Genomic DNA, 19,638 nt, shown 5'->3' on the forward strand with positions numbered 1-19,638 from the left:
CGATCCGCCTCCTGCCCGCTGGTGTGGTGGAGCCTAGAAAGTGGCCCGGTGCGCCAGCACGGAGGCTACGTAACGCTCCGTATCGGGGTACATGCCCTGGGTCGTTACCGAGTACTGGCCCTGGTAGTAGGAGGCAATCGCGACCTCAAGGCTCGGGCTGGTGCGGACCAGTGCACGGATGATGGCGACGCCGGCCGTGACGTTGTCCTGCGGGTCCAGCAGGTTCAGCTGGCGGCCCACAAGGTCCGAAGCCCACTCGCCGGAGGAGGGGATGACCTGCATGGTTCCGATGGCGTTGGCGGGGGAGACGGCACGCTGGTCGAACCCGGACTCCTGCAGGGCGAATGCCTGGGCCAGTGCCGGATCCACGCCCATGGAAGCGGCGGTCTCGGCAACCAGCTGCTGCATCTGGGCACGGGAAGGAACATTCATCCCGTTCAGTGCCTGCTTGTTGAGGTTGGCGTTGGCCACAACGTGCTGCGGGTAGGTGTAGTGCAGGAAGGTGCTTGGCACCAGGTCGGTCGGAGCCTCGGCCGGTGCGGCGGGCGCTGCGGGTGCGGCGGGGGTGGCCAGGGTGGTGACGCCGGATCCGGAACCCAGGGCAATGCTCTGGCCGGGCCGGATAACGGAGGTCATGCTCAGGTTGTTTGCCTCAAGTACTGACTTCAGCGACACGCCATGCTTGGCTGCAATGGCTCCGAGGGTGTCGCCGGGGACGACGGTGTAGCTTCCGGCCGCCTCAGGGGCAGCGGCCGGCGCTGCGGGTGCCGGTGCAGCGGGCGCGGGAGCGCTCGAGGCCGTGGTGACCGGGGCATCCGATCCCGAACCGACGGAGATCTTCTGTCCCGGGTGAATGATCGAGGACATGCCCAGGTTGTTCTGCTCCAGCACCGATGCCAGGGAGACGCCGTGCTTTGCGGCAATGGCGCTGAGTGTGTCGCCCGGAACCACGGTATAGGTGCCGGTGGCCGGCGCAGGTGCTGCGGAAGGTGCCGCAGGGGCTTCCGGAGCCTTCGCGGATCCGGTGAGGACCAGTTCCTTGCCGGCGTAGATGATCGAGCTCAGCTGAAGGTTGTTGATGCGCAGGAGTTCATTCATATCCAGCCCGTAGCGGGCGGCAATCGAGCTGACCGTGTCGCCGGGCACGATCCGGTGCTTCTCCGGAACCGCAGACTCGGCTGCAACGGTGGCGGGGACCTGAGCGGCCAGCTGGGCTGCGGGAATGGACCCTCCCGCAGGGAAGTTCTTCTTGGCCTGCAGCGGCATCTGGGGGAACAGCGCCTTAGCCGGAGCCTGGGGCGCTGCTTCTGCCGGCTCGGCAAGGGCGAGGGAAGACATCATGACGGCAGGAATCGCTGCCGTAGTGACAGCGACGCTCAGTTTGCGGGGCATGCCCGCGGAGGCGGAACGCACCCGCGGTTTGGGCTGCACGGTCATAACGTGTTGTTTCCTCATCTGTAAGCGTTGCGGCCTCTACCGCAATCCGTGTGACAAAAAACAAGTAGAGATACGAGTGTTACACATGTGAATAGTGTGACTAATGAGAATTTACACGAGAATGTGCATTCTGCAATACCAAGTAGCGACTTAGGGGCTGCCGGGGCCCCTGCTGGCAGTGCCGACTGGCTTGGTCCGTGTAATACGTGGCAACCTTGGGAACGTGAATGAACTCGAGGAACTGGTTTCCGACTGGCTGACCCTGCCCGATGTGGCTGAACAATTGGATCTATCAATCAGCAAGGTGCACAGCCTGCTGGAAGAACGTGCGCTCCTGGCCGTGAGGCTCGGGGAGCGGAAGATACGCAGCGTGCCTGCCGCGTTTATTAACGACGGCGCGATCCTCGACAGCCTCAAGGGGACAATCTCGGTGCTGACTGACGCCGGGTTTACCGATGAGGAAATGATCCGCTGGCTCTTTACAGCGGATGAGACCCTGCCGGGCCGGCCCGTGGATGCGTTGAAGGAAGGGCGCAAGACCGAGATTCGGCGCCGCGCCCAGGCACTGGCCTGGTAGGAAGCTCTTCCTAGGCCGTCCTGGTGACGGCTGCATGCGCCAGGGAGCCCAGCGCCGAGCGGGTCGTTTCATCCACTGCCAGTTTGGCCAGTGTATTGAAGGCCTGCTCGGTATGCTCGGCGATCAGCGCCTCCGTGGTGGCCAGCGCACCGCTGTCCGCAATAACCCCGCGGAGTGAGGCCACTGCGTCGTCGTCCAGGTCGGGCCGTCCCAGCGCGGCCGTGATCTCCTGCCGGGCAGCCGCAGAACCCGAGCTGAGCGCATAGGCGATCAGCACGGTGCGCTTGCCTTCGCGCAGGTCATCGCCTGCAGGCTTCCCGGTAAGTGCCGGGTCCCCGAATACCCCCAGCACGTCGTCGCGCAGCTGGAAGGCTTCCCCCAGGGGAAGCGAGAACTCCGAATAGGAGGCCAGGAGCTCCTCGGATGCTCCTGCCAGTGCTCCTCCGATGGCCAGCGGGTGTTCGATGCTGTATTTCGCCGACTTGTAGCGCAGGATATTCCGGGCCCGCACCACGGCGCGCTCGGGCTCATGCCCGGGACCCACCACTTCTTCCAGGATGTCCAGGTACTGTCCCGCCATGACCTCGGTACGCATGCGGTTGAATACCGCCCGGGCCCGCGTATCGTAACCGGCACGCGCGCCCACCGAGGTGAAAGCCTCCTCGCTCAGGGACAGGCAAAGGTCCCCGGCGAGGATTGCTGCCGAGGAACCGAAGTGCGTCCCGTCCAGGAACCAGGCGGCCTCCGCATGCCGGTTGCTGAAGTGGCGGTGGACGCTCGGTGCCCCGCGGCGGGTATCCGAGCGGTCAATGATGTCGTCATGGATCAGCGCGGCGCTCTGGAAAAGCTCCAGGGCGACTCCGGCGCGAACCGGGGCAAGCCCGTGCGCTTCGCCTCCGGCGCCCCGCCAGCCCCAGTAGTTCAGGAGTGCCCGGAGCCGCTTGCCGCCCTGGGCCAGGGCATGGACCGCACTGAGCAGGGGAACGGATTCTTCCGAGACCTCCAGCAGGACCTCCCGCTGCCGGCCCAGGAAATCCTCCAGGTCGGAGGAGAGGCGTGCCCGGTAGCTTGCCTGTTCCCGGGCCGCCGGGTCCGCATCCGATGCTGCGTTCACGGGTGCCTGGCTCATGATGCTGTCCTACTCTGCGGTCGCGGGAAGCACATTGGCCCCGACGGTGTAGACGGATTCACCGTCGCGCGTCACGACCGACACGTTGACGGTTTCGGTTTCTTCTCCAGTGGTACGGGCCAGGTCCTTGGTGGGGGTTGAGTCCACGGACTCGCCTTCGAGTGCGGTGAATCCCTTCGCCTCGAAGTGGGCAACATAGAAGGAGATAATTTCCTCCGGGGCAGCCGTCGACGTCGCTGTGAGCGAGGCAGTCAGCAGCTCGCTGTCTTCGGCAAAGCTCGACGCCGTGGCTTCGGAGCCTGCATAGAGCGGAAGAAGGGCTTCGGGGAAGCCTTCCGCGATGGCCGGAGTCTCGGATGGTGCGGCGGCGGGTGACGCCGTCGTGGCCGGCGCAGCGGGGGAGGAGGCAGAGCTGGAGCTCTGTGTAGCCGACGGAGTGGATCCCGGCGATGTTCCGTCTCCGGAACCGCATCCGGCGACAGCCGCCAAAACGGCAGCACTGCAGGCGAGGGCAAGGAGTTTCTTCATGAGAATCCGCATCGACGAAGGGTCAGGGCCTGTTTCCAGTCTAGGTGACCGGCAAGGAGGCCCCGGTGGTGTCTACGATGAAGACGTGGGAACAGAGCCGGAAGCAGTTCAGGCACACCGCGACTGCACCATCATGCACGTGGACATGGATGCCTTCTACGTCTCCGTCGAACTGCTCCGGCGCCCGGACCTTGTTGGTGTTCCGGTCATAGTCGGCGGTCTCGGCGGACGGTCGGTCGTGCTCTCAGCTTCCTATGAGGCCCGGCGGTACGGGGTGCGCTCTGCCATGCCCATGGCCACGGCCCGCCGCCTGTGTCCCCAGGCGCAGGTCCTCGAGCCGCACCAGGACGTCTACCGCCGCGTCTCCGCGCGGCTGATGGAGATCTTCGAATCCATCACACCGCTGGTCGAACCCCTCAGTGTGGACGAGGCGTTCCTGGACATAGCCGGTTCCATGCGGCGTCTTGGACCGCCGCGTACGATCGGCGAACTCATCAGGACGCGGGTCCGCACGGAACTTGGCATCACGGCAAGCGTAGGGATCGCCTCGACAAAGTTCGTTGCCAAGATAGCCTCCACGCGTTCCAAGCCGGACGGGCTGCTGCTGGTTCCCAAGGACGGGACCATTTCCTTCCTGCATGCCCTCGACGTGTCAGCGCTGTGGGGCGTCGGCACCAAGACCCGGGAAGCACTGGCCCGGGTGGGCATTTCGACCGTGGCCGACGTCGCGAACACGCCCCCGGCAGTCCTCCAGCGTCTCCTGGGTGCAACGGGCCTGCACGTCCATGAGCTGTCCTGGGGGCGCGACCCGCGCGCCGTGACACCCGTCCGCGTAGAGAAGAGCATTGGCGCTGAGGAGACATTCGCGACCGACGTCGACGACGACGAGGCCCTGGAAACCGAACTCCTCAGGCTGGCGCACCGCACCGCCGCCCGGATGCGCAGCGCAGGCCTGCAGTGCCGTTCCGTGTCGCTGAAGCTGCGCTACGCGGATTTCTCCACGCTCACCCGCACCCGCACGCTTGCCGAACCTGTCGACAGTGCACAGCTGCTCTACGAGGCGGTCCGGGGTCTGCTTGCCGGACTGGGCCGGCGTCCCATGAGCGTCCGCCTGGTGGGGCTGAGGGCTGAGCACCTGGAGTCTGCGGAAGGCGCGGCGCAGCAACTGACCCTGGATGGCAGGGACGACAACTGGCGCTCCGCGGAAGACGCACTGGACCGGATCAACCGGCGCTTTGGAAACGGCGGGATCATGCCTGCGCGGCTGCTGCGGCCGGAGAACCAGGAGACCAGGCGTACCGGGGACAAGCATGCGTAGGCGCGGCTTTCCCCCGGCCCGAATGCAATCTATCCTTGTCCTAAGTGCAGATCAGCGTCGAAACCTCCGCGGGAACCACCACCACGCCGGGTTCGTTGCTAGGTTTACAGGGCACATTTGGATCCCAAGGAGACAGTAATGGCACTCTCAGAACACGAGCAGCGCTTGCTTGACCAGCTGGAGCAGCAATTACACGCCGAAGACCCGAAATTCGCCAACTCCATGGCGTCATCGGGCGGCCGTGGAGTGTCGACCCGGCGCATCGTGCTGGGCGCGCTCGTGGCAGTCGCGGGAATAGCAGTACTGATCCTGGGGATATCACTGCAGAGTCCGTTCAACATCCTGGTCGGCATCCTCGGATTCGTCGTCATGGGTGCCGGCATGTACTACGCGACCACCAAGGGCAAAAAGGCCGAGTCGTCGCCGGTTCCCACAGGAAGAAAAGAACGTGAAGCTGCTCCGCGCGGGTTCATGAGCAATCTCGAGAACAAATGGGACGAGCGCAAGCGGGACCAGCCCTAGGGGCCCCACTTTCCTCCCCGAGGTTCCCCAAGAACCGGAAAAGACCCGCTGAGGCGGGTCTTTTTTTGTGTCCAGGGTCCGGCGGCCGCCGTTTCCCTCCACCGGGTCTCCCCGCCCGGCATCCCTCGGCAGTGCTGGGAACCCGGGGTGCGACGCGCCCAAAAACGTTATCGAATTGCGTTGACTGTGGAGGGAAGTGGAGTAAAGTGGGGGGCGTAAGAGGGTAGGGGCAGTGCAGGAGGGGACAATCTCCCGAATCGGACAGGTGGTGGCTGGTGTTCCTCGGAACTCATTCACCGCGCCTGGACGAGAAGGGCAGGCTCATCCTTCCCGCCAAGTTCCGTGACGAGCTGGCCGACGGGCTGGTTCTGACGCGGGGCCAGGAACGCTGTATCTACGTCTTCAGCCAGAAAGAGTTCGAAAAGGTCCACGAGCAGATGAGGCAGGCACCCCTGTCTTCACGCCAGGCCCGTGACTACATTCGCGTTTTCCTGTCTGGAGCCTCAGACGAAGTTCCGGACAAGCAGGGACGGGTCACCATTCCGCCGGCCCTGCGCTCGTATGCCGGGCTCGGTCGTGAACTCGCCGTCATTGGCGCTGGCACCCGGGCCGAGATCTGGGACGCCGCAGCATGGCAGGAGTACCTGGAGGAGAAGGAAAACGCATTCTCGGAGACGGATGAAGACGCGTTTCCCGGATTCCTCTGACCGTTGCACAGCAGGAAAATAAGTACAGCACCACCAAGGAAGACCCAGACCGGGAAGCCGGCGGGATCTTGAACGAGATCTCCAGCCGCCCCGCGGAGTCCTCCTGGCTCACCTTCCCCGGAGCCAGGCTGACAACGTGAGGCGCGGATGGGGATCTGGTCCAAGAACCCGCCGCATCCTGCCAGCAGCGGAAGGAGAGACCACATGACTGAAGAACGACCCACAGAAGACCGGCATATCCCGGTCCTGCGTGACCGCTGCATCAACCTCCTGGCTCCCGCTATCGAAGCGGCGGAAGCCGCGGGCCGCACCGCCGTCGTCGTTGATGCCACCTTGGGCATGGGTGGACACACCGAGTCCATGCTGGAGCGCTTCCCCAAGCTCCATGTCATCGGCATTGACCGCGACCAGCAGGCCCTTGCGCTGGCAGGGGAGCGCCTTGCCGCCTACCAGGACCGCACTGACCTGGTCCACGCGGTCTATGACGAAATCGCCGACGTTGTCGAGGACCTTGGCTTCGCTTCAATCGACGGGGCACTGTTCGACCTCGGCGTGTCTTCCATGCAGCTTGACGAGCGTGACCGCGGATTTGCCTATTCATATGACGCGCCGCTGGACATGCGGATGGACACCAGCCGCGGCCGCACCGCTGCGGAAATCGTCAATACCTATGGCGAAGCGGAACTGGTCTCGATCATCCGCCGCTGGGGCGAGGAAAAGTTCGCGGGCCGCATCGCGTCCGCCATCGTTGCAGCACGGGCAAAGCAGCCTTTCACCACGACCGGCGAACTGGTCGAGGCGATCCGCTCCGTCGTCCCCGCTGCGGCAGCGCGCACCGGGGGGCATCCTGCCAAGCGCACCTTCCAGGCGCTGCGCATCGAGGTCAACGAGGAACTGGACGTCCTTGAACGCGCCATTCCTTCTGCGTTGTCCGTCCTGGGTGTTGGCGGGCGCATCGTCGTGATGTCCTACCACTCGCTGGAGGACCGCATTGTCAAAGACATTTTCGCAGCCGGCTCACGGTCCTCAGCTCCCAAGGGATTCCCCGTGGAGCTTGAGGAGCACAAAGCCCAGCTGAAGCGGCTGACCAAGGGGACAGAGGTTCCCACGGAGCAGGAAATTGCAGAGAACCCGCGGGCGGCTTCGGCCAAGCTGCGGGCTGTTGAACGGATTCGCGCAACCATGGATGGGGCACGGTCATGACCGAACGCACAGGCCGGCGGCGTCCGGCCATGCCGCTGCAGGCGGTCCAGGGCAACCTGGCACGGAAGGTCCAGTGGGAAGCTCCGCAGCCGGAAGCCCCCGCTCCGCGCCGCCGTACTCCGCTGGCACTGGTGCCGGCCGCAGCCCGCCGACGCCGGGTTCCGGTAGCAGCCCTGTGCTTTGCCGCGCTGGTCGTGGGTCTGGCAGCCGTGCTGGTGCTGAACATCTCCGTCTCCAGCGGCCAGTACCAGCTGGTGCAGCTGCAGAACCAGCGCACCGAGCTGGCGCAGAAGAACGAGGCACTGACCCAGCAGGTCGAGAACCACATGGCACCCCAGGTGCTGGCGGCTGCCGCGTCCGACCTCGGCATGGTTGTTTCACCCTCGTTCGGTACTATCGACCTGCAGACGCTGGCAGTGGACGGAAGCCCTGAACCGGCCAAGGACGGCGCCAGGCCCGAGTCGCTTCTGGGTCTGCCGCAGGTGCTGACCCAGCCGGTGACACCGGCCCAGCCTGCTGCGGCTGAACCGGAGAAGAATGTCCGGGCGGCCGAGGAGAAGGCAGATAACACCCCTGCTGCAGCTGAGTCCGCCGAGGAAGCGGTCCCGGCTCCGGCGCCTGCGGAAGAAGACCTAAACGGCGGCACCATACCGGCGCCAAGCCAGAGAAGCGGCCAGTAGCCCACTTACCACCTACGAGGAAACGTTGTGGCAAAAGCACAGACTCCGGCCCCGGAGGACCACAGGGTGTCCCTCGTCAGCCGGCGGCTCCGCGCCGGCATGATCATTGCGCTGGCTCTGCTCATGGTCCTCGGCGTCCGCCTCTTCCAGGTCCAGGGCCTGGATCCCGGGGGTATGGCCGACGCCGCTGTCGCCAACCGGCTGGTAACAGTCGGGGTTCCGGCCCTTCGCGGCGGAATCCTTGACGCGAACGGCAATTACCTGGCACGCAGCGTCGAACGTTTCGACATAGTGGTGGACCAGCGGCTTTCCCTTGCCTACGACGAGGAGGAGTACCAGCGCCGGACTCCTGAAGGGGATTGGGAGGACGTCACCTTCGACGAAGCTTTCCGTGAACTCTCCGCCATCCTGGGCCAGGACGCCGCCACCCTGCGGGGTTCGATCCTGGGTGAGAAGGGATTCAACTTCGTTGCCAAGACCGTAACCCCCGAAGTGCGGGACAAAGTGCTTGCCGTCAAGTTCCCCGGTGTCTACGCGGACCGGACCACCCTGAGGACCTACCCCTCCGGTGCCGTCGCAGGTTCAATCGTCGGCTTCCTCGGCACGGAAGGTCCCCAGGAGGGCCTGGAACTCACCCAGGACGGGATTCTGGCAGGCAAAGCCGGAAGCAAGACCTACGAAATCGGCGGCGACGGCATCCGGATTCCGTATGCGACCCATGAGGACGAACCCGTTCAGGACGGTGAGTCGATCAAGCTCACCATTGACCAGGACCTGCAGTGGTTCTCCCAGCAGGCCATTGCTGCCCAGGTCCGGGACTACAACGCGGACTGGGGCAACGTCGTCGTGGTGGAAGTAGAGACCGGCAACGTGATCGCCATGGCCGAATCCACCACCGTCGATCCGAACAACCCGGGCGCCACGGAGGCCGAGTCCCGCAAGGCCCGTTCCGTCACGGACTTCTTCGAACCGGGTTCCACGACCAAGGTCATCACCATGGCAGCAGCCATCGAAGAGGGCCTCATCACCCCCACCTCGCAGTTCAAGATTGACTCCACGTACACGATCGACGGACAGACCTTCAAAGATGCCTTCGACCACGGAACGGTGCAGATGACTGCGTCCGGCATTCTGGCGAAGTCCATGAACACCGGAACCGTCATGGTCGGGCAGCAGCTCACACCGCAGCAGCGCTACGACTGGCTTCGCAAGTTCGGGATCGGCACCGCACTGAATACCGGGCTCAACGGCGAGACACCGGGCCTGCTGCCCAAGCCGGAGAACTGGGACACCCGCCAGCAGTACACCGTCCTGTTTGGGCAGGGCCTGACCCAGACAGCACTGCACACGGCAATGGTGTACCAGACCATCGCCAACGACGGCGTCCGGCTGCCGCCGCGGCTGGTGGATTCGCGGATAGACGCCGAAGGCGTGGAGCATCCCGTGGAACGCGGCTCCGGAACCCGGGTGGTCTCCGAGAAGACTGCCGCCGAGGTCCAGCGCATGCTGGAAACCGTCACGGTGGAAGGCTCCGGTGCCTCCGGTGCGCTGGAGAAGTACCGGGTGGGTGCCAAGACCGGAACGGCAGAGGCCCCCGGGCCCAACGGAGGTTACGACGGCTACACGGTCTCCTATGCTGGAATTGCACCAATGGATGACCCGAAGTACGTCGCGGTGGTAACCCTGCAGCGGCCCAAGGGCGACCTTTTCTACATTGAACCCGGCAAGACTTTCCAGAAGGTCATGGAACAGGTCCTGACAACCAACAACGTCGCTCCCTCCACCGGGGAGCCGGATATCTACCCCATCGAGTACTAAAAGCTGGAGCAGTGCAGTGCCACAAAGCAAAATTCAGCGCGCCGGAAACGGCATGCGCCCTGAGCGGGTCAGTCCGGTCACCCTGGGCGATGCCGCGGCAGCGCTTCCCCCGGGTGCGCCGGCCATCACGGCTGCGCCCGGAACGGGCACTGAGGCCTGGGGCACCAGGGTCACCGGGATCAGCATCAATTCCCGCGAGATTGCCCCGGGGGACCTCTACCTCGCCTTGCCCGGTGCCCGCCACCACGGTGCGGCTTTCGCCTCGAAGGCGGCCGTTGCCGGCGCCGCTGCCGTCCTGACGGACCCCGCCGGGCTCTCCCAGCTGGGCAAGTCCGGGGTGCCGGTCTTTGTGGCTGAAGATATCCGGCGGCTGGTCGGCCCGTTGTCCGCGGCGGTGTTCAACAGCCAGCCCCGGGACGGATCCGCGCCGGTGCTCTTCGGCGTCACGGGAACCAACGGCAAGACCACCACTACGTACTTCATCAACTCACTGCTCCAGGCACTCGGCCAGAGAACCGGCCTGATCGGAACCATCGAGATCCTGGCCGGAGGCGAAGCCATCCCCAGCGTCCTGACCACGCCGGAGTCCCCGCAGGTCCATGGCCTGCTGGCCCTGATGCGTGAGCGGAAGCTGGATGCCGCCGCCATGGAGGTCTCCTCCCATGCCATTTCCTACCGCAGGGTGGACGGCGTGGTCTTCGACGTCGCCGGCTTTACCAACCTCACCCAGGACCACCTGGACCTTCACGGGTCCATGGAGGACTACTTCGACGCCAAAGCCGCTCTCTTCCATGCTGACCGGTGCAGGCGCGCCGTGGTCACTGTCGACGACGGCTGGGGCCGCCAAATGGCGGCCGCTGCGGGGGAGCGCGGGGTGACCCTGCTGACTACCGGAGAGGCAGGCAGCGCCGACTGGCAGGTCCGCGGGATAACCCGCGAGGGGCTGGGACATGCCTTCGAGCTCGTGCCGGCGGAGGGCAATCCGCTGCGGGTCCGCACCGGATTGCCCGGTGCCTTCAACGTCTCCAACGCCGCGCTGGCGCTGACCATGGTCCTCCAAACGGGAATCCCGGCCGAAACGATGCAGCGCGTGCTGGACGAGCATGATCCGTTCACCGTTGAGGTTCCCGGGCGCATGCAGCTCATCAGCGAGGCACCGGCGGCCATTGTGGACTTTGCCCACAACCCTGACGCGCTCACCCGCACGCTGGAATCCGTGCGGCGCCCCCAGGGCCGCGTGATCGTGGTCTTTGGTGCCACCGGTGAACGCGACCAGACCAAGCGCCCCCTGATGGGAGCCATAGCCGCCCGCCTGGCCGACGTGGTGATTGTCACGGACGACGACCCCCACGACGAGGATGAAGCCGCGATTCGGGCCGATGTCCTGCGGGGTGCGCGCGGCGCAGCGGAGACTGGCCAGGGAGGGTGCGAAGTCCTTGAGGTTGCGCCGCGTGCCGCCGCCATTGCCCGCGCCGTAGAGCTTGCCCGCCCGGAAGACACCGTGCTGGTGGCCGGCCGCGGACACGAGGTCTGGCAGGAAGTCAAGGGAGTGAACCTGGCCCTGGATGACAGGGTGGAACTGCGCACTGCACTGGAAACTGCCGGATTCACGGTGCTTTCCGGGGACGGGGTAGAGTCCTAATTCGTCATGATTGAACTTAATGCAGCCGAAATAGCGGCAATCACGGGCGGTGAGCTGGTGGGGGCCGCAGCGGCCGACCCTTCCATCACAGTGACATCAGCCACGACCGACTCCCGCGAGGTGACAGCCGGATCGCTGTTCATTGCCAAACCCGGAGAATTCTCCGACGGACACCGTTTTGTGGGCCGGGCGTTCGAATCCGGTGCCACGCTGGCGCTGACGGAACGTCCGGTAACTGACGGCGACGGCACAGTCCATCCCGCCGTCGTGGTACCCGACGCAGTGCTCGCCATGGGCGCCCTTGCCGCGGAAATCGTCCGCCGGCTGCGTGCCGACGGACCGCTCACGGTCATTGGCATCACCGGCTCGGCCGGCAAGACCACCACGAAGGACCTGCTCGCCGGCCTGCTGCGCGCACACGGCGAGACCGTGGCTCCGGTGGGCTCGTACAACGGCGAAGTCGGCGTGCCGCTGACGATTTTTTCGGCCGGGTACGGCACCCGCTACCTCGTAGTGGAGATGGGTGCCACCGGCGTCGGGCACATCACCTACCTGGCGGATATGGTCCGCCCGGACATAGGCGTCGTGCTCTGCGTGGGCAGCGCCCACGCCGGCGAGTTCGGCGGGGTGGAGAACATCGCCCGTGCCAAGGGCGAACTTGCTGAGGCCGTTCCTCCCGGCGGGACAGTCGTGCTCAACGGCGACGACATCCGCGTTGCCGCCATGGACAAGCGCACCACAGCCGACGTCCTGCTCTTCACCTCTTCCACCGACCAGCTCCCCGGTAACCACAGGGAGCTGCGTGCGGTTGACGCAGAAACCGATTCCCAGGGCCGCCCGGTCTTCACCCTGCGGTTCCCGAACGGGGAGGAACACCGGGTGGAATCAGGCCTGATCGGTGCCCACCACACGGCGAACCTGCTTGCCGCTGCCGGCGCTGCTTTTGCCGCCGGGATCGCGCCGGCGGACATCGCCGCCGGCCTCTCCGGGCAAAAGGCTGCCAGCCGCTGGCGGATGGAACGCACCGACCGGCCCGACGGCGTCACAGTGATCAACGACGCCTACAACGCCAACCCTGAGTCCATGCGTGCCGCACTGCGCACGCTGGCCGAACTGGGCCAGGGGCACCGCACCTGGGCTGTACTCGGCGAAATGCTCGAACTCGGGGCCGACTCGGTGACCGAACACGACGCGATCGGCCGCTACGCCGTCCGCCTGAACATCTCCAAACTGATCGTCGTCGGAACCGGCGCCCGTGCCCTGCACACCGGCGCCGTCATGGAGGGGTCGTGGGGCGACGAATCGCAGTTCGTCCAGACTCCCGACGAAGCGCAGGCCATTCTTGAAGCGTCGCTCCAACCCGGCGACGTCGTCCTCTTTAAGTCTTCCAACGGAGCCGGACTGCGGTTCCTCGGAGATCGGATTGCCTTGAAAACCCCACTCGAAACTGCTGCCGCCACGGAGCTGTCCGCCGAGAACGCAACGCGGGGTGAGAGCAAGTGATTTCCCTCCTGATCGGGTCTTCCCTGGGGCTGGTCCTGGCTTTTGCCGGAACCCCGCTGTTCATCCGTTTCCTGGTCCGCAAGGGCTACGGACAGTTCGTCCGTGATGATGGCCCGACGTCGCACCACACCAAGCGCGGTACGCCCACCATGGGCGGGGCGGTAATCGTCGCTTCCGTTGTGGCCTCCTACTTCATCACCCATCTCATCAGCAATGCCATCAACCCCACCGGCTTCGGCCCATCGGCGTCCGGCCTGCTGGTGCTGTTCCTGATGGTGGGAATGGGCCTGGTCGGCTTCATTGACGACTACACCAAGATTTCCCGGCAGCGCTCCCTGGGCCTGAACGCAAAAGCCAAGATCACGCTGCAGGGACTGGTGGGCGTGGTCTTCGCAGTCCTGGCACTGCAGTTCCCCGATGAGCGCGGCCTAACCCCGGCGTCGACGAACATTTCCTTTGTCCGCGACACTGCGATCGACCTGGCATTCGCCGGAACCATCATTGGCGCGGTTCTCTTCATCCTCTGGTCCAGCGTGATCATCACCGGTGCCACGAACGGCGTGAACCTGGCCGATGGCCTGGACGGGCTCGCCGCCGGTGCCTCGGTGCTGGTATTCGGTGCCTATTTCCTGATCGGCATCTGGCAGTCCAACCAGAGCTGCTTTGGCGCCGCGGCCGACAGCGGTGTCTGTTATGAGGTCCGTGACCCGCTGGACCTGGCGCTCCTGGCCGGCGCCCTGGCGGGAGCCCTCATCGGGTTCCTCTGGTGGAACACCTCTCCGGCGAAGATCTTCATGGGCGACACCGGATCCCTGGCCCTGGGCGGCGCCATCGCAGCGTTCGCCATCCTCTCCCGGACCGAACTGCTTCTGGTGATCCTCGCCGGCCTGTTCGTCATCATCTCCGCCTCGGTCATCATCCAGGTGGGATACTTCAAGTTGAGCGGCGGCAAACGGGTGTTCAAGATGGCACCGCTCCAGCACCACTTCGAACTCAAGGGCTGGGCAGAGGTGACCGTGGTGGTCCGCTTCTGGATCATCGGCGGGCTGTGCGTCGCCCTTGCCCTCGGACTCTTCTACGCCGATTGGGTGGCCGGACAATGAGCGATGCCTACACCGACACCCCGCGGCTGGCGTCCCTGACCACGTGGGACTCGGACTGGCGCGGCCTGCGGGTCGTCGTCACCGGAATCGGACTGTCCGGGTTTTCCGCTGCCGATACCCTCATCGAACTCGGTGCCCGGGTAGTAGTGGTGGACGGCCAGGATTCGGAAGAGACCCGCGCCAAGGCCGACACCCTGAGAATCGTCGGGGCCGCCTCCGTCCTCCTGGGAGCCGATGCGGCTGCCGCGCTGCCCCTGGTTGACGGCGAGCAGCCCGAACTCGTGGTGACTTCACCGGGCTTCAGCCCGGAGCATCCGGTCCTGGCGCAGGCCGCGGCTGCGGGCATCCCCGTCTGGGGTGACGTCGAACTGGCCTGGCGGGTCCGGATCCGCGAAGGCAGGCCCACCGCACCCTGGCTGGCGATCACCGGGACCAACGGGAAAACGACCACGGTGTCGATGACCGAAAGCATGCTCCTGGCTGCCGGTCTCCGTGCAGTTGCCGCCGGCAACGTCGGGACCCCGATCCTGGATGCGATCCGTGATCCGCAGGGCTGGGACGTCATCGCCGTCGAACTCTCCAGCTTCCAGCTGCACTGGACCCACACAATGTCACCCCTTGCCAGCGTGTGCCTGAACATCGCCGAGGACCATGTGGACTGGCACGGCGGCTACGACGGGTATCGGGCTGCCAAGGCCAAAGTCTACGAAAACACGCAGGTAGCCTGCATCTACAACGCCGAACAGGCCGAGACCGAACACATGGTCGAGGAAGCGGACGTGGTGGAAGGCTGCCGGGCCATTGGCTTCACCACCGGCATGCCGGCCATCAGCATGCTCGGCATCGTGGAAGGCCTGCTCGTGGACCGCGCCTTCATTGAACAGCGCCGCGACTCCGCTGCAGAGCTGGCCTCCCTTGATGACCTGGGTGACCGCGCACCGCGGCATCTGGCCGCCAACGCCCTCGCGGCAGCGGCACTGGTGCGCGCATTCGGCGTGGAGCCCGTCGCAGTGCGTGACGGTCTGCGCAACTATGCTCCGGGCGGCCACCGGATCGAACCCGTAGCCAAGCTGAACGACATCCTCTGGGTCAACGATTCCAAGGCGACCAATCCGCACGCGGCAGCGGCTTCGCTGGCTGCCTTTCCGTCCGTGGTCTGGATCGCAGGCGGGCTGTCCAAGGGCGTCACTTATGACGATCTGGTGCAGGCCCACGCGCCGCGCCTGCGCGCCGTCGTGCTGATCGGAACCGATTCCAGCGAGCTGCGCGGCGCATTGACCCGACACGCCCCGGATGTCCCGGTAATCGAGGCAGCGGCGGCGGACACTGGAGGGGAAATCCCGTCCACGGGCGAAGCGGTCATGGTGCAAGCCGTCACGGCTGCGGCTGCTGCGGCGGAGCCCGGGGACACGGTCCTGATGGCGCCGGCGTCGGCGTCAATGGACCAGTTCCGCTCCTACGCCCACCGGGGCGAGGCATTTATTGAAGCTGTCCGCGGATACGTGGAAGGGCAGGCGCAGACCACCGAGGAGCCGTAGATGGTGACCACGCCCACGGGCAAGGCGCGAAAGCCGGCAGCGCGGAAGCGTCCGGCAGGAGCAGGCGCCCAGAGAACCCCGGCCAGGACGCCTGGAGCGCGCACCGGGGGGCAGGCGGCACCGAAAGCGGTGCCTGCGCGGCAGAAGCCAGGGAAGTCCTCCCCGGGCGGCCTGAAGCTGCGGGAGCGCTGGGAAGCCTTCATGGTCCTGCTGGAGGGCAGCGGTTCCCAGGCGACCGGATCCAGCTACTACATGATCCTCGGTTCGACCCTGGGACTCACCGTCATTGGACTCATGATGGTCCTCTCCGCCTCTTCCGTCGAAGCCATAGCGAATGCGGCAGGGTCCGGAGCGAACGTCGCAAACACCTTCGACCTGTTCGTCAAGCAGCTGGGCTTCGCAGCCCTCGGTGTCTTCGCCATGGTCCTGTTCTCAAAGTTCGGACCGCGTTTTTACCGCGTCATGGCATGGCCGGCGCTCATCCTGGCAGTTTTCCTGCTGGTGCTGGTGCTGGTCATCGGCGAGGAAGTGAACGGCAACAAGAACTGGCTGACGTTCGGTCCGGTGACCGGACAGCCCTCGGAAGCCGCCAAGCTGGCCATGGCCATGTGGCTGGCGATGGTTCTTGCCCGCAAGAAGGGCCTGATTGCCAAGCCCATCCATGCGCTGGTCCCGGCAGTGCCCGGAGCCGGAATCCTGATCGGACTGGTCTTGCTGGGGCATGACCTCGGTACCGTGATCATCATGGGCCTGATCATGCTGGCGGCCCTTTTCTTTGCGGGCGTCCGCCTGAAGATCCTGTTCCTGCTAGGAGCCGCCGCCGGCGTGCTGGCAGCCGTAATGTCCGCGTTCAGCGGCAACCGCACCAGCCGCATCAGCGCCTGGCTGCAGCTGGACTGCTCCGGCGGGCTCTGCGACCAGGCCAACGCCGGAATGTATGCACTGGCTTCCGGCGGGTGGCTGGGGCTGGGGATCGGCCAGAGCCGGCAGAAATGGAACTGGATTCCCGAGGCGCACAACGACTTCATTTTCGCCATCATCGGCGAGGAGTTCGGGCTGCTCGGCACGCTGGTGGTGCTCGTTCTTTTCGGTATCCTTGCAGTGGCCACGGTGCGCGTCACCATGCGCCATACCCAGCCGTTCATCCGAATAGTCTGCGGCTGCATCCTGGTGTGGATCATTGGCCAGGCTGCCGTAAACATCGCCATGGTCACCGGCCTGCTTCCGGTGATCGGGGTGCCGCTGCCCTTCATTTCCTACGGCGGATCCTCGCTGACGTTCACCCTGGCCGCCGTCGGCGTCCTCTTGTCCTTTGCCCGCACCATCCCTGAAAGGGAACCCGCAGCTACATGACGCAGTCCCCACTTTCCGCAGTCCTCGCCGGAGGCGGCACGGCCGGGCACATCAGCCCGCTGCTGGCGATCGCCGACGCCGTTCGACGCGAGCGTCCCGGTGCCCGCATCAAAGTCGTGGGAACCTCCGCCGGCATGGAAACACGCCTGGTGCCGGCTGCCGGCTATGATCTCGCGGTGATCGACCGGGTACCCATGCCGCGCAGGCCCAGCGGTGACCTTGCGAGGCTTCCGGCACGGCTGGCACGCGCCGTACGGCAGGCGGGCGACATCCTGGACGAGGCGGGGGCCGACGTCGTTGTGGGCGTTGGCGGATACGTCTCCACACCGGTGTACCTCGCCGCCCGGAAACGCAAGGTGCCGATCGTTGTGCATGAAGCGAACGCACGGCCCGGCCTGGCGAACCGTGTCGGCGCCCGGAATGCCGCAGTAGTGGGCGTTGCCTTCGAAGAGACCAAGCTCCCCGGAGCCCGCTGGGTCGGCATGCCGATGCGCCGGGAAATCTCCCAGCTGGACCGGGCGGCATCCCGGTCCTCCGCCCGTGCGGCCCTGGGCCTGGAACAGGACCTGCCTACCCTCGTCGTTACGGGAGGCTCTTCCGGTGCCGCCAGCATCAATGCCGCTGTGACAGCGGCGCTGCCTGTCCTCGCCGCTGCCGGTATCCAGACCCTGCACGTGACCGGCAGGGGCAAAGCCGCAGCAGACGCCGAAGGCAAAGCGCTGACCGCACCGCTCTACCGCCAGGTGGAGTACGTGGACGGGATGGAACAGGCGTATGCGGCGGCGGACCTGCTGCTGGCGCGTTCCGGTGCCGGGACGGTCAGCGAGATTGCGGCCGTGAGACTTCCCGCCGTGCTGGTGCCGCTGCCGCACGGCAACGGCGAACAGGCACTCAACGCTGCGGGCCTGGTCCAGGCCGGGGGAGCGCTGCTGGTGCGGGATTCCCTCTTCACCCCCGAATGGATTACCGAAAACGTTGTTCCGCTGCTGCAGGACGCCACAGCCCTGCAGCGGATGGCTGAAGCGTCTGCGGCCCGGGGAATCCGGGACGCAGACGCACAAATGGCAGCCATGATCCTTGAGGCAGCGGAACGGAAAGAAGCATGAGCACGGAACTCACGGCCCTTGGCAGGGTCCACTTCATTGGACTCGGCGGCGCCGGCATGTCGGCGGTTGCGAGGGTGATGATTGGACGGGGTGTCCGGGTCTCCGGCTCCGATGCCCGCGACTCCGCCGGGCTCCGCGCACTCGAAGCCCTGGGTGCCAGGGTCTCCGTGGGCCACGGCGCCGCCAACGTGCAGGACGTGGACACGGTGGTCATCTCCACGGCGATCCGCCCCGACAACCCCGAACTCGCGGCCGCGGAATCCGCCGGCCTGAGGATCATCCACCGTTCCGTGGCCCTGGCCGCGGCGATGGGCGGGCAGGACCTCGTGGCGGTGGCGGGAACGCACGGCAAGACTACGACGACGGCGATGATTACCGTGGCCCTGCGCGAGGCGGGCCTGGATCCGTCCTTCGCGATCGGCGGGGACGTCGCTGCGCTGGGCGTCAACGCCGAGGCCGGCTCCGGGCGCGTCTTCGTTGCGGAGGCTGACGAGTCGGACGGGTCCTTCCTGAACTACTCGCCGCGGATCAGTGTGGTTACCAACGTCGAAGCCGACCACCTGGACCACTACGGCACGGCCGAGGCTGTCTTTGCCAGCTTCGACAGCTTTGTGGGCCTGCTCCCGGACGACGGGCTGCTGGTGGCCTGCGCCGACGACCAGGGCGCGAGGGACCTGCTGCAGCGCAGCTCACCGGCGCGGGCACGCACCTACGGTTACGCAGCGGATGCCGATGTCCGAATTTCAGACACGCACGCGGACGGCCGGAGCACCACCAGCGTGCTGCATTTCCGCCATGACTACCGCGACCATGAACAGGTCCTCCGGCTGCAGGTGCCCGGACGGCACAACATTCTGAACGCCGCGGCTGCCTTCGCTGTTGCGGTGGAACTGGGTGTCCCGCCGGAGAGTGCCGTGCAGGGCCTGGCAACGTTCTCCGGTGCTGCCCGCCGTTTTGAAGCCAAGGGTTCCGCGCGCGGCGTCCGGGTCTTTGACGATTACGCCCACCATCCGACCGAGGTGGCCGCCGCCCTGCAGGCAGCACGTGCCGTGGCGGGGGGCCATGCGGTCCACGTGCTCTTCCAGCCGCATCTGTTCAGCCGCACCAGGAACTTCGCGGCCGAGTTTGCCTCCGCCCTGGACCAGGCGGATTCCGTCACCGTCCTGGACATCTATCCGGCACGGGAAGACCCCATTCCCGGTGTGACCAGCGAACTGATCACCGAGAGGCTCCGCGTTCCCGGAACGGCGGCCCCGGACGCCCTGGCCGCTGTCCGGAGCATCGCCGCCCGCGCCGCGGAAGGCGACATCATTCTCACCGTTGGTGCCGGTGACGTCACCCAGTACGGTCCCGTCATCGTCGAGGCCCTGGCTTCGGCAGGATCGGGCGCTGCCGCCGGCGGCCCGGAGAGCGGTCCGGATGCCAGGTAGGAAGCCGCGGCAACCGGCCCCCGCGGCCGGCCGGACACGCCGGT

17 protein-coding genes are annotated in these 19,638 nt (G+C 65.9%); 14 read left to right on the plus strand and 3 right to left on the minus strand.

Annotated features, from left to right (window positions below; all coding sequences use genetic code 11):
* Positions 1 to 33: 33 nt before the first annotated feature.
* On the minus strand, positions 34 to 1,437 hold the full coding sequence (locus tag LOC59_RS05610; RefSeq protein WP_442860571.1) for a LysM peptidoglycan-binding domain-containing protein: 1,404 nt from the start codon (positions 1,435 to 1,437) through the stop codon (positions 34 to 36).
* 223 nt (positions 1,438 to 1,660) lie between these two features.
* On the opposite strand from LOC59_RS05610, the gene LOC59_RS05615 reads away from it, so the two are divergent.
* Positions 1,661 to 2,014, plus strand: coding sequence for an Rv2175c family DNA-binding protein (locus LOC59_RS05615; RefSeq protein WP_227897146.1), 354 nt, complete (start codon positions 1,661 to 1,663; stop codon positions 2,012 to 2,014).
* Positions 2,015 to 2,024: 10 nt separating this feature from the next.
* Here LOC59_RS05615 and LOC59_RS05620 read toward each other — a convergent pair whose 3' ends face one another.
* On the minus strand, positions 2,025 to 3,143 hold the full coding sequence (locus LOC59_RS05620) for a polyprenyl synthetase family protein (protein WP_227897145.1): 1,119 nt from the start codon (positions 3,141 to 3,143) through the stop codon (positions 2,025 to 2,027).
* A 9-nt stretch (positions 3,144 to 3,152) separates the two neighbouring features.
* Positions 3,153 to 3,671 carry a hypothetical protein gene (locus LOC59_RS05625; protein WP_229970966.1) on the minus strand — a complete coding sequence of 173 codons (519 nt, stop codon included), beginning with the start codon at positions 3,669 to 3,671 and terminating at the stop codon, positions 3,153 to 3,155.
* A gap of 85 nt (positions 3,672 to 3,756) precedes the next feature.
* On the opposite strand from LOC59_RS05625, the gene dinB reads away from it, so the two are divergent.
* The 13 genes from dinB to murC all read left to right on the plus strand — a co-directional run bounded on the left by dinB (position 3,757) and on the right by murC (position 19,594).
* Positions 3,757 to 4,989, plus strand: a complete 1,233-nt coding sequence (gene dinB, locus LOC59_RS05630; RefSeq protein ID WP_331460406.1) for a DNA polymerase IV — start codon at positions 3,757 to 3,759, stop codon at positions 4,987 to 4,989.
* 138 nt (positions 4,990 to 5,127) lie between these two features.
* Positions 5,128 to 5,511, plus strand: coding sequence for a DUF3040 domain-containing protein (locus LOC59_RS05635; protein ID WP_229970969.1), 384 nt, complete (start codon positions 5,128 to 5,130; stop codon positions 5,509 to 5,511).
* A gap of 275 nt (positions 5,512 to 5,786) precedes the next feature.
* Positions 5,787 to 6,218: a division/cell wall cluster transcriptional repressor MraZ gene (gene mraZ, locus LOC59_RS05640; protein WP_227897141.1), complete on the plus strand. Its 432-nt coding sequence runs from the start codon at positions 5,787 to 5,789 to the stop codon at positions 6,216 to 6,218.
* Between the two features lie 204 nt (positions 6,219 to 6,422).
* Positions 6,423 to 7,421, plus strand: a complete 999-nt coding sequence (gene rsmH, locus LOC59_RS05645) for a 16S rRNA (cytosine(1402)-N(4))-methyltransferase RsmH (protein ID WP_227897140.1) — start codon at positions 6,423 to 6,425, stop codon at positions 7,419 to 7,421.
* Positions 7,418 to 8,101, plus strand: a complete 684-nt coding sequence (locus tag LOC59_RS05650; RefSeq protein WP_229970971.1) for a hypothetical protein — start codon at positions 7,418 to 7,420, stop codon at positions 8,099 to 8,101. Before rsmH ends, LOC59_RS05650 begins: the two co-directional genes overlap by 4 nt.
* A 27-nt stretch (positions 8,102 to 8,128) precedes the next feature.
* Complete coding sequence (locus LOC59_RS05655; RefSeq protein WP_331460407.1) at positions 8,129 to 9,919, plus strand: peptidoglycan D,D-transpeptidase FtsI family protein; 1,791 nt, start codon at positions 8,129 to 8,131, stop codon at positions 9,917 to 9,919.
* Between the two features lie 52 nt (positions 9,920 to 9,971).
* On the plus strand, positions 9,972 to 11,561 hold the full coding sequence (locus tag LOC59_RS05660; protein ID WP_229971203.1) for a UDP-N-acetylmuramoyl-L-alanyl-D-glutamate--2,6-diaminopimelate ligase: 1,590 nt from the start codon (positions 9,972 to 9,974) through the stop codon (positions 11,559 to 11,561).
* Between the two features lie 6 nt (positions 11,562 to 11,567).
* Positions 11,568 to 13,064: a UDP-N-acetylmuramoyl-tripeptide--D-alanyl-D-alanine ligase gene (locus tag LOC59_RS05665; protein ID WP_229970973.1), complete on the plus strand. Its 1,497-nt coding sequence runs from the start codon at positions 11,568 to 11,570 to the stop codon at positions 13,062 to 13,064.
* Positions 13,061 to 14,167 carry a phospho-N-acetylmuramoyl-pentapeptide-transferase gene (gene mraY / locus LOC59_RS05670; protein ID WP_227917192.1) on the plus strand — a complete coding sequence of 369 codons (1,107 nt, stop codon included), beginning with the start codon at positions 13,061 to 13,063 and terminating at the stop codon, positions 14,165 to 14,167. Before LOC59_RS05665 ends, mraY begins: the two co-directional genes overlap by 4 nt.
* Positions 14,164 to 15,705, plus strand: coding sequence for a UDP-N-acetylmuramoyl-L-alanine--D-glutamate ligase (murD, locus tag LOC59_RS05675; RefSeq protein ID WP_227897136.1), 1,542 nt, complete (start codon positions 14,164 to 14,166; stop codon positions 15,703 to 15,705). The genes mraY and murD overlap by 4 nt, the downstream gene beginning before the upstream one ends.
* Positions 15,706 to 17,058 carry an FtsW/RodA/SpoVE family cell cycle protein gene (locus tag LOC59_RS05680; protein WP_227917193.1) on the plus strand — a complete coding sequence of 451 codons (1,353 nt, stop codon included), beginning with the start codon at positions 15,706 to 15,708 and terminating at the stop codon, positions 17,056 to 17,058.
* On the plus strand, positions 17,055 to 18,164 hold the full coding sequence (gene murG, locus LOC59_RS05685; RefSeq protein WP_229970975.1) for an undecaprenyldiphospho-muramoylpentapeptide beta-N-acetylglucosaminyltransferase: 1,110 nt from the start codon (positions 17,055 to 17,057) through the stop codon (positions 18,162 to 18,164). The genes LOC59_RS05680 and murG overlap by 4 nt, the downstream gene beginning before the upstream one ends.
* The gene (gene murC, locus LOC59_RS05690) at positions 18,161 to 19,594 is read left to right on the plus strand and encodes a UDP-N-acetylmuramate--L-alanine ligase (RefSeq protein ID WP_229970977.1); all 1,434 of its coding nucleotides are present in this window, start codon (positions 18,161 to 18,163) and stop codon (positions 19,592 to 19,594) included. Before murG ends, murC begins: the two co-directional genes overlap by 4 nt.
* The last annotated feature ends 44 nt before the right edge of the window (positions 19,595 to 19,638 follow it).

This window comes from Arthrobacter sp. zg-Y916, from assembly GCF_020907385.1.
GTDB classification, from domain to species: domain Bacteria; phylum Actinomycetota; class Actinomycetes; order Actinomycetales; family Micrococcaceae; genus Arthrobacter_B; species Arthrobacter_B caoxuetaonis.

Excerpts from the sequence above, each read along its gene's own strand:
- LOC59_RS05610 (WP_442860571.1), bottom strand. The coding sequence starts at position 1,437 with ATGACCGTGCAGCCCAAACCGCGGGTGCGTTCCGCCTCCGCGGGCATG.
- LOC59_RS05620 (WP_227897145.1), bottom strand. The coding sequence starts at position 3,143 with ATGAGCCAGGCACCCGTGAACGCAGCATCGGATGCGGACCCGGCGGCC.
- LOC59_RS05625 (WP_229970966.1), bottom strand. The coding sequence starts at position 3,671 with ATGAAGAAACTCCTTGCCCTCGCCTGCAGTGCTGCCGTTTTGGCGGCT.
- LOC59_RS05635 (WP_229970969.1), top strand. The coding sequence starts at position 5,128 with ATGGCACTCTCAGAACACGAGCAGCGCTTGCTTGACCAGCTGGAGCAG.
- rsmH (WP_227897140.1), top strand. The coding sequence starts at position 6,423 with ATGACTGAAGAACGACCCACAGAAGACCGGCATATCCCGGTCCTGCGT.
- LOC59_RS05650 (WP_229970971.1), top strand. The coding sequence starts at position 7,418 with ATGACCGAACGCACAGGCCGGCGGCGTCCGGCCATGCCGCTGCAGGCG.
- LOC59_RS05660 (WP_229971203.1), top strand. The coding sequence starts at position 9,972 with ATGCGCCCTGAGCGGGTCAGTCCGGTCACCCTGGGCGATGCCGCGGCA.
- LOC59_RS05665 (WP_229970973.1), top strand. The coding sequence starts at position 11,568 with ATGATTGAACTTAATGCAGCCGAAATAGCGGCAATCACGGGCGGTGAG.
- murD (WP_227897136.1), top strand. The coding sequence starts at position 14,164 with ATGAGCGATGCCTACACCGACACCCCGCGGCTGGCGTCCCTGACCACG.
- LOC59_RS05680 (WP_227917193.1), top strand. The coding sequence starts at position 15,706 with ATGGTGACCACGCCCACGGGCAAGGCGCGAAAGCCGGCAGCGCGGAAG.
- murG (WP_229970975.1), top strand. The coding sequence starts at position 17,055 with ATGACGCAGTCCCCACTTTCCGCAGTCCTCGCCGGAGGCGGCACGGCC.
- murC (WP_229970977.1), top strand. The coding sequence starts at position 18,161 with ATGAGCACGGAACTCACGGCCCTTGGCAGGGTCCACTTCATTGGACTC.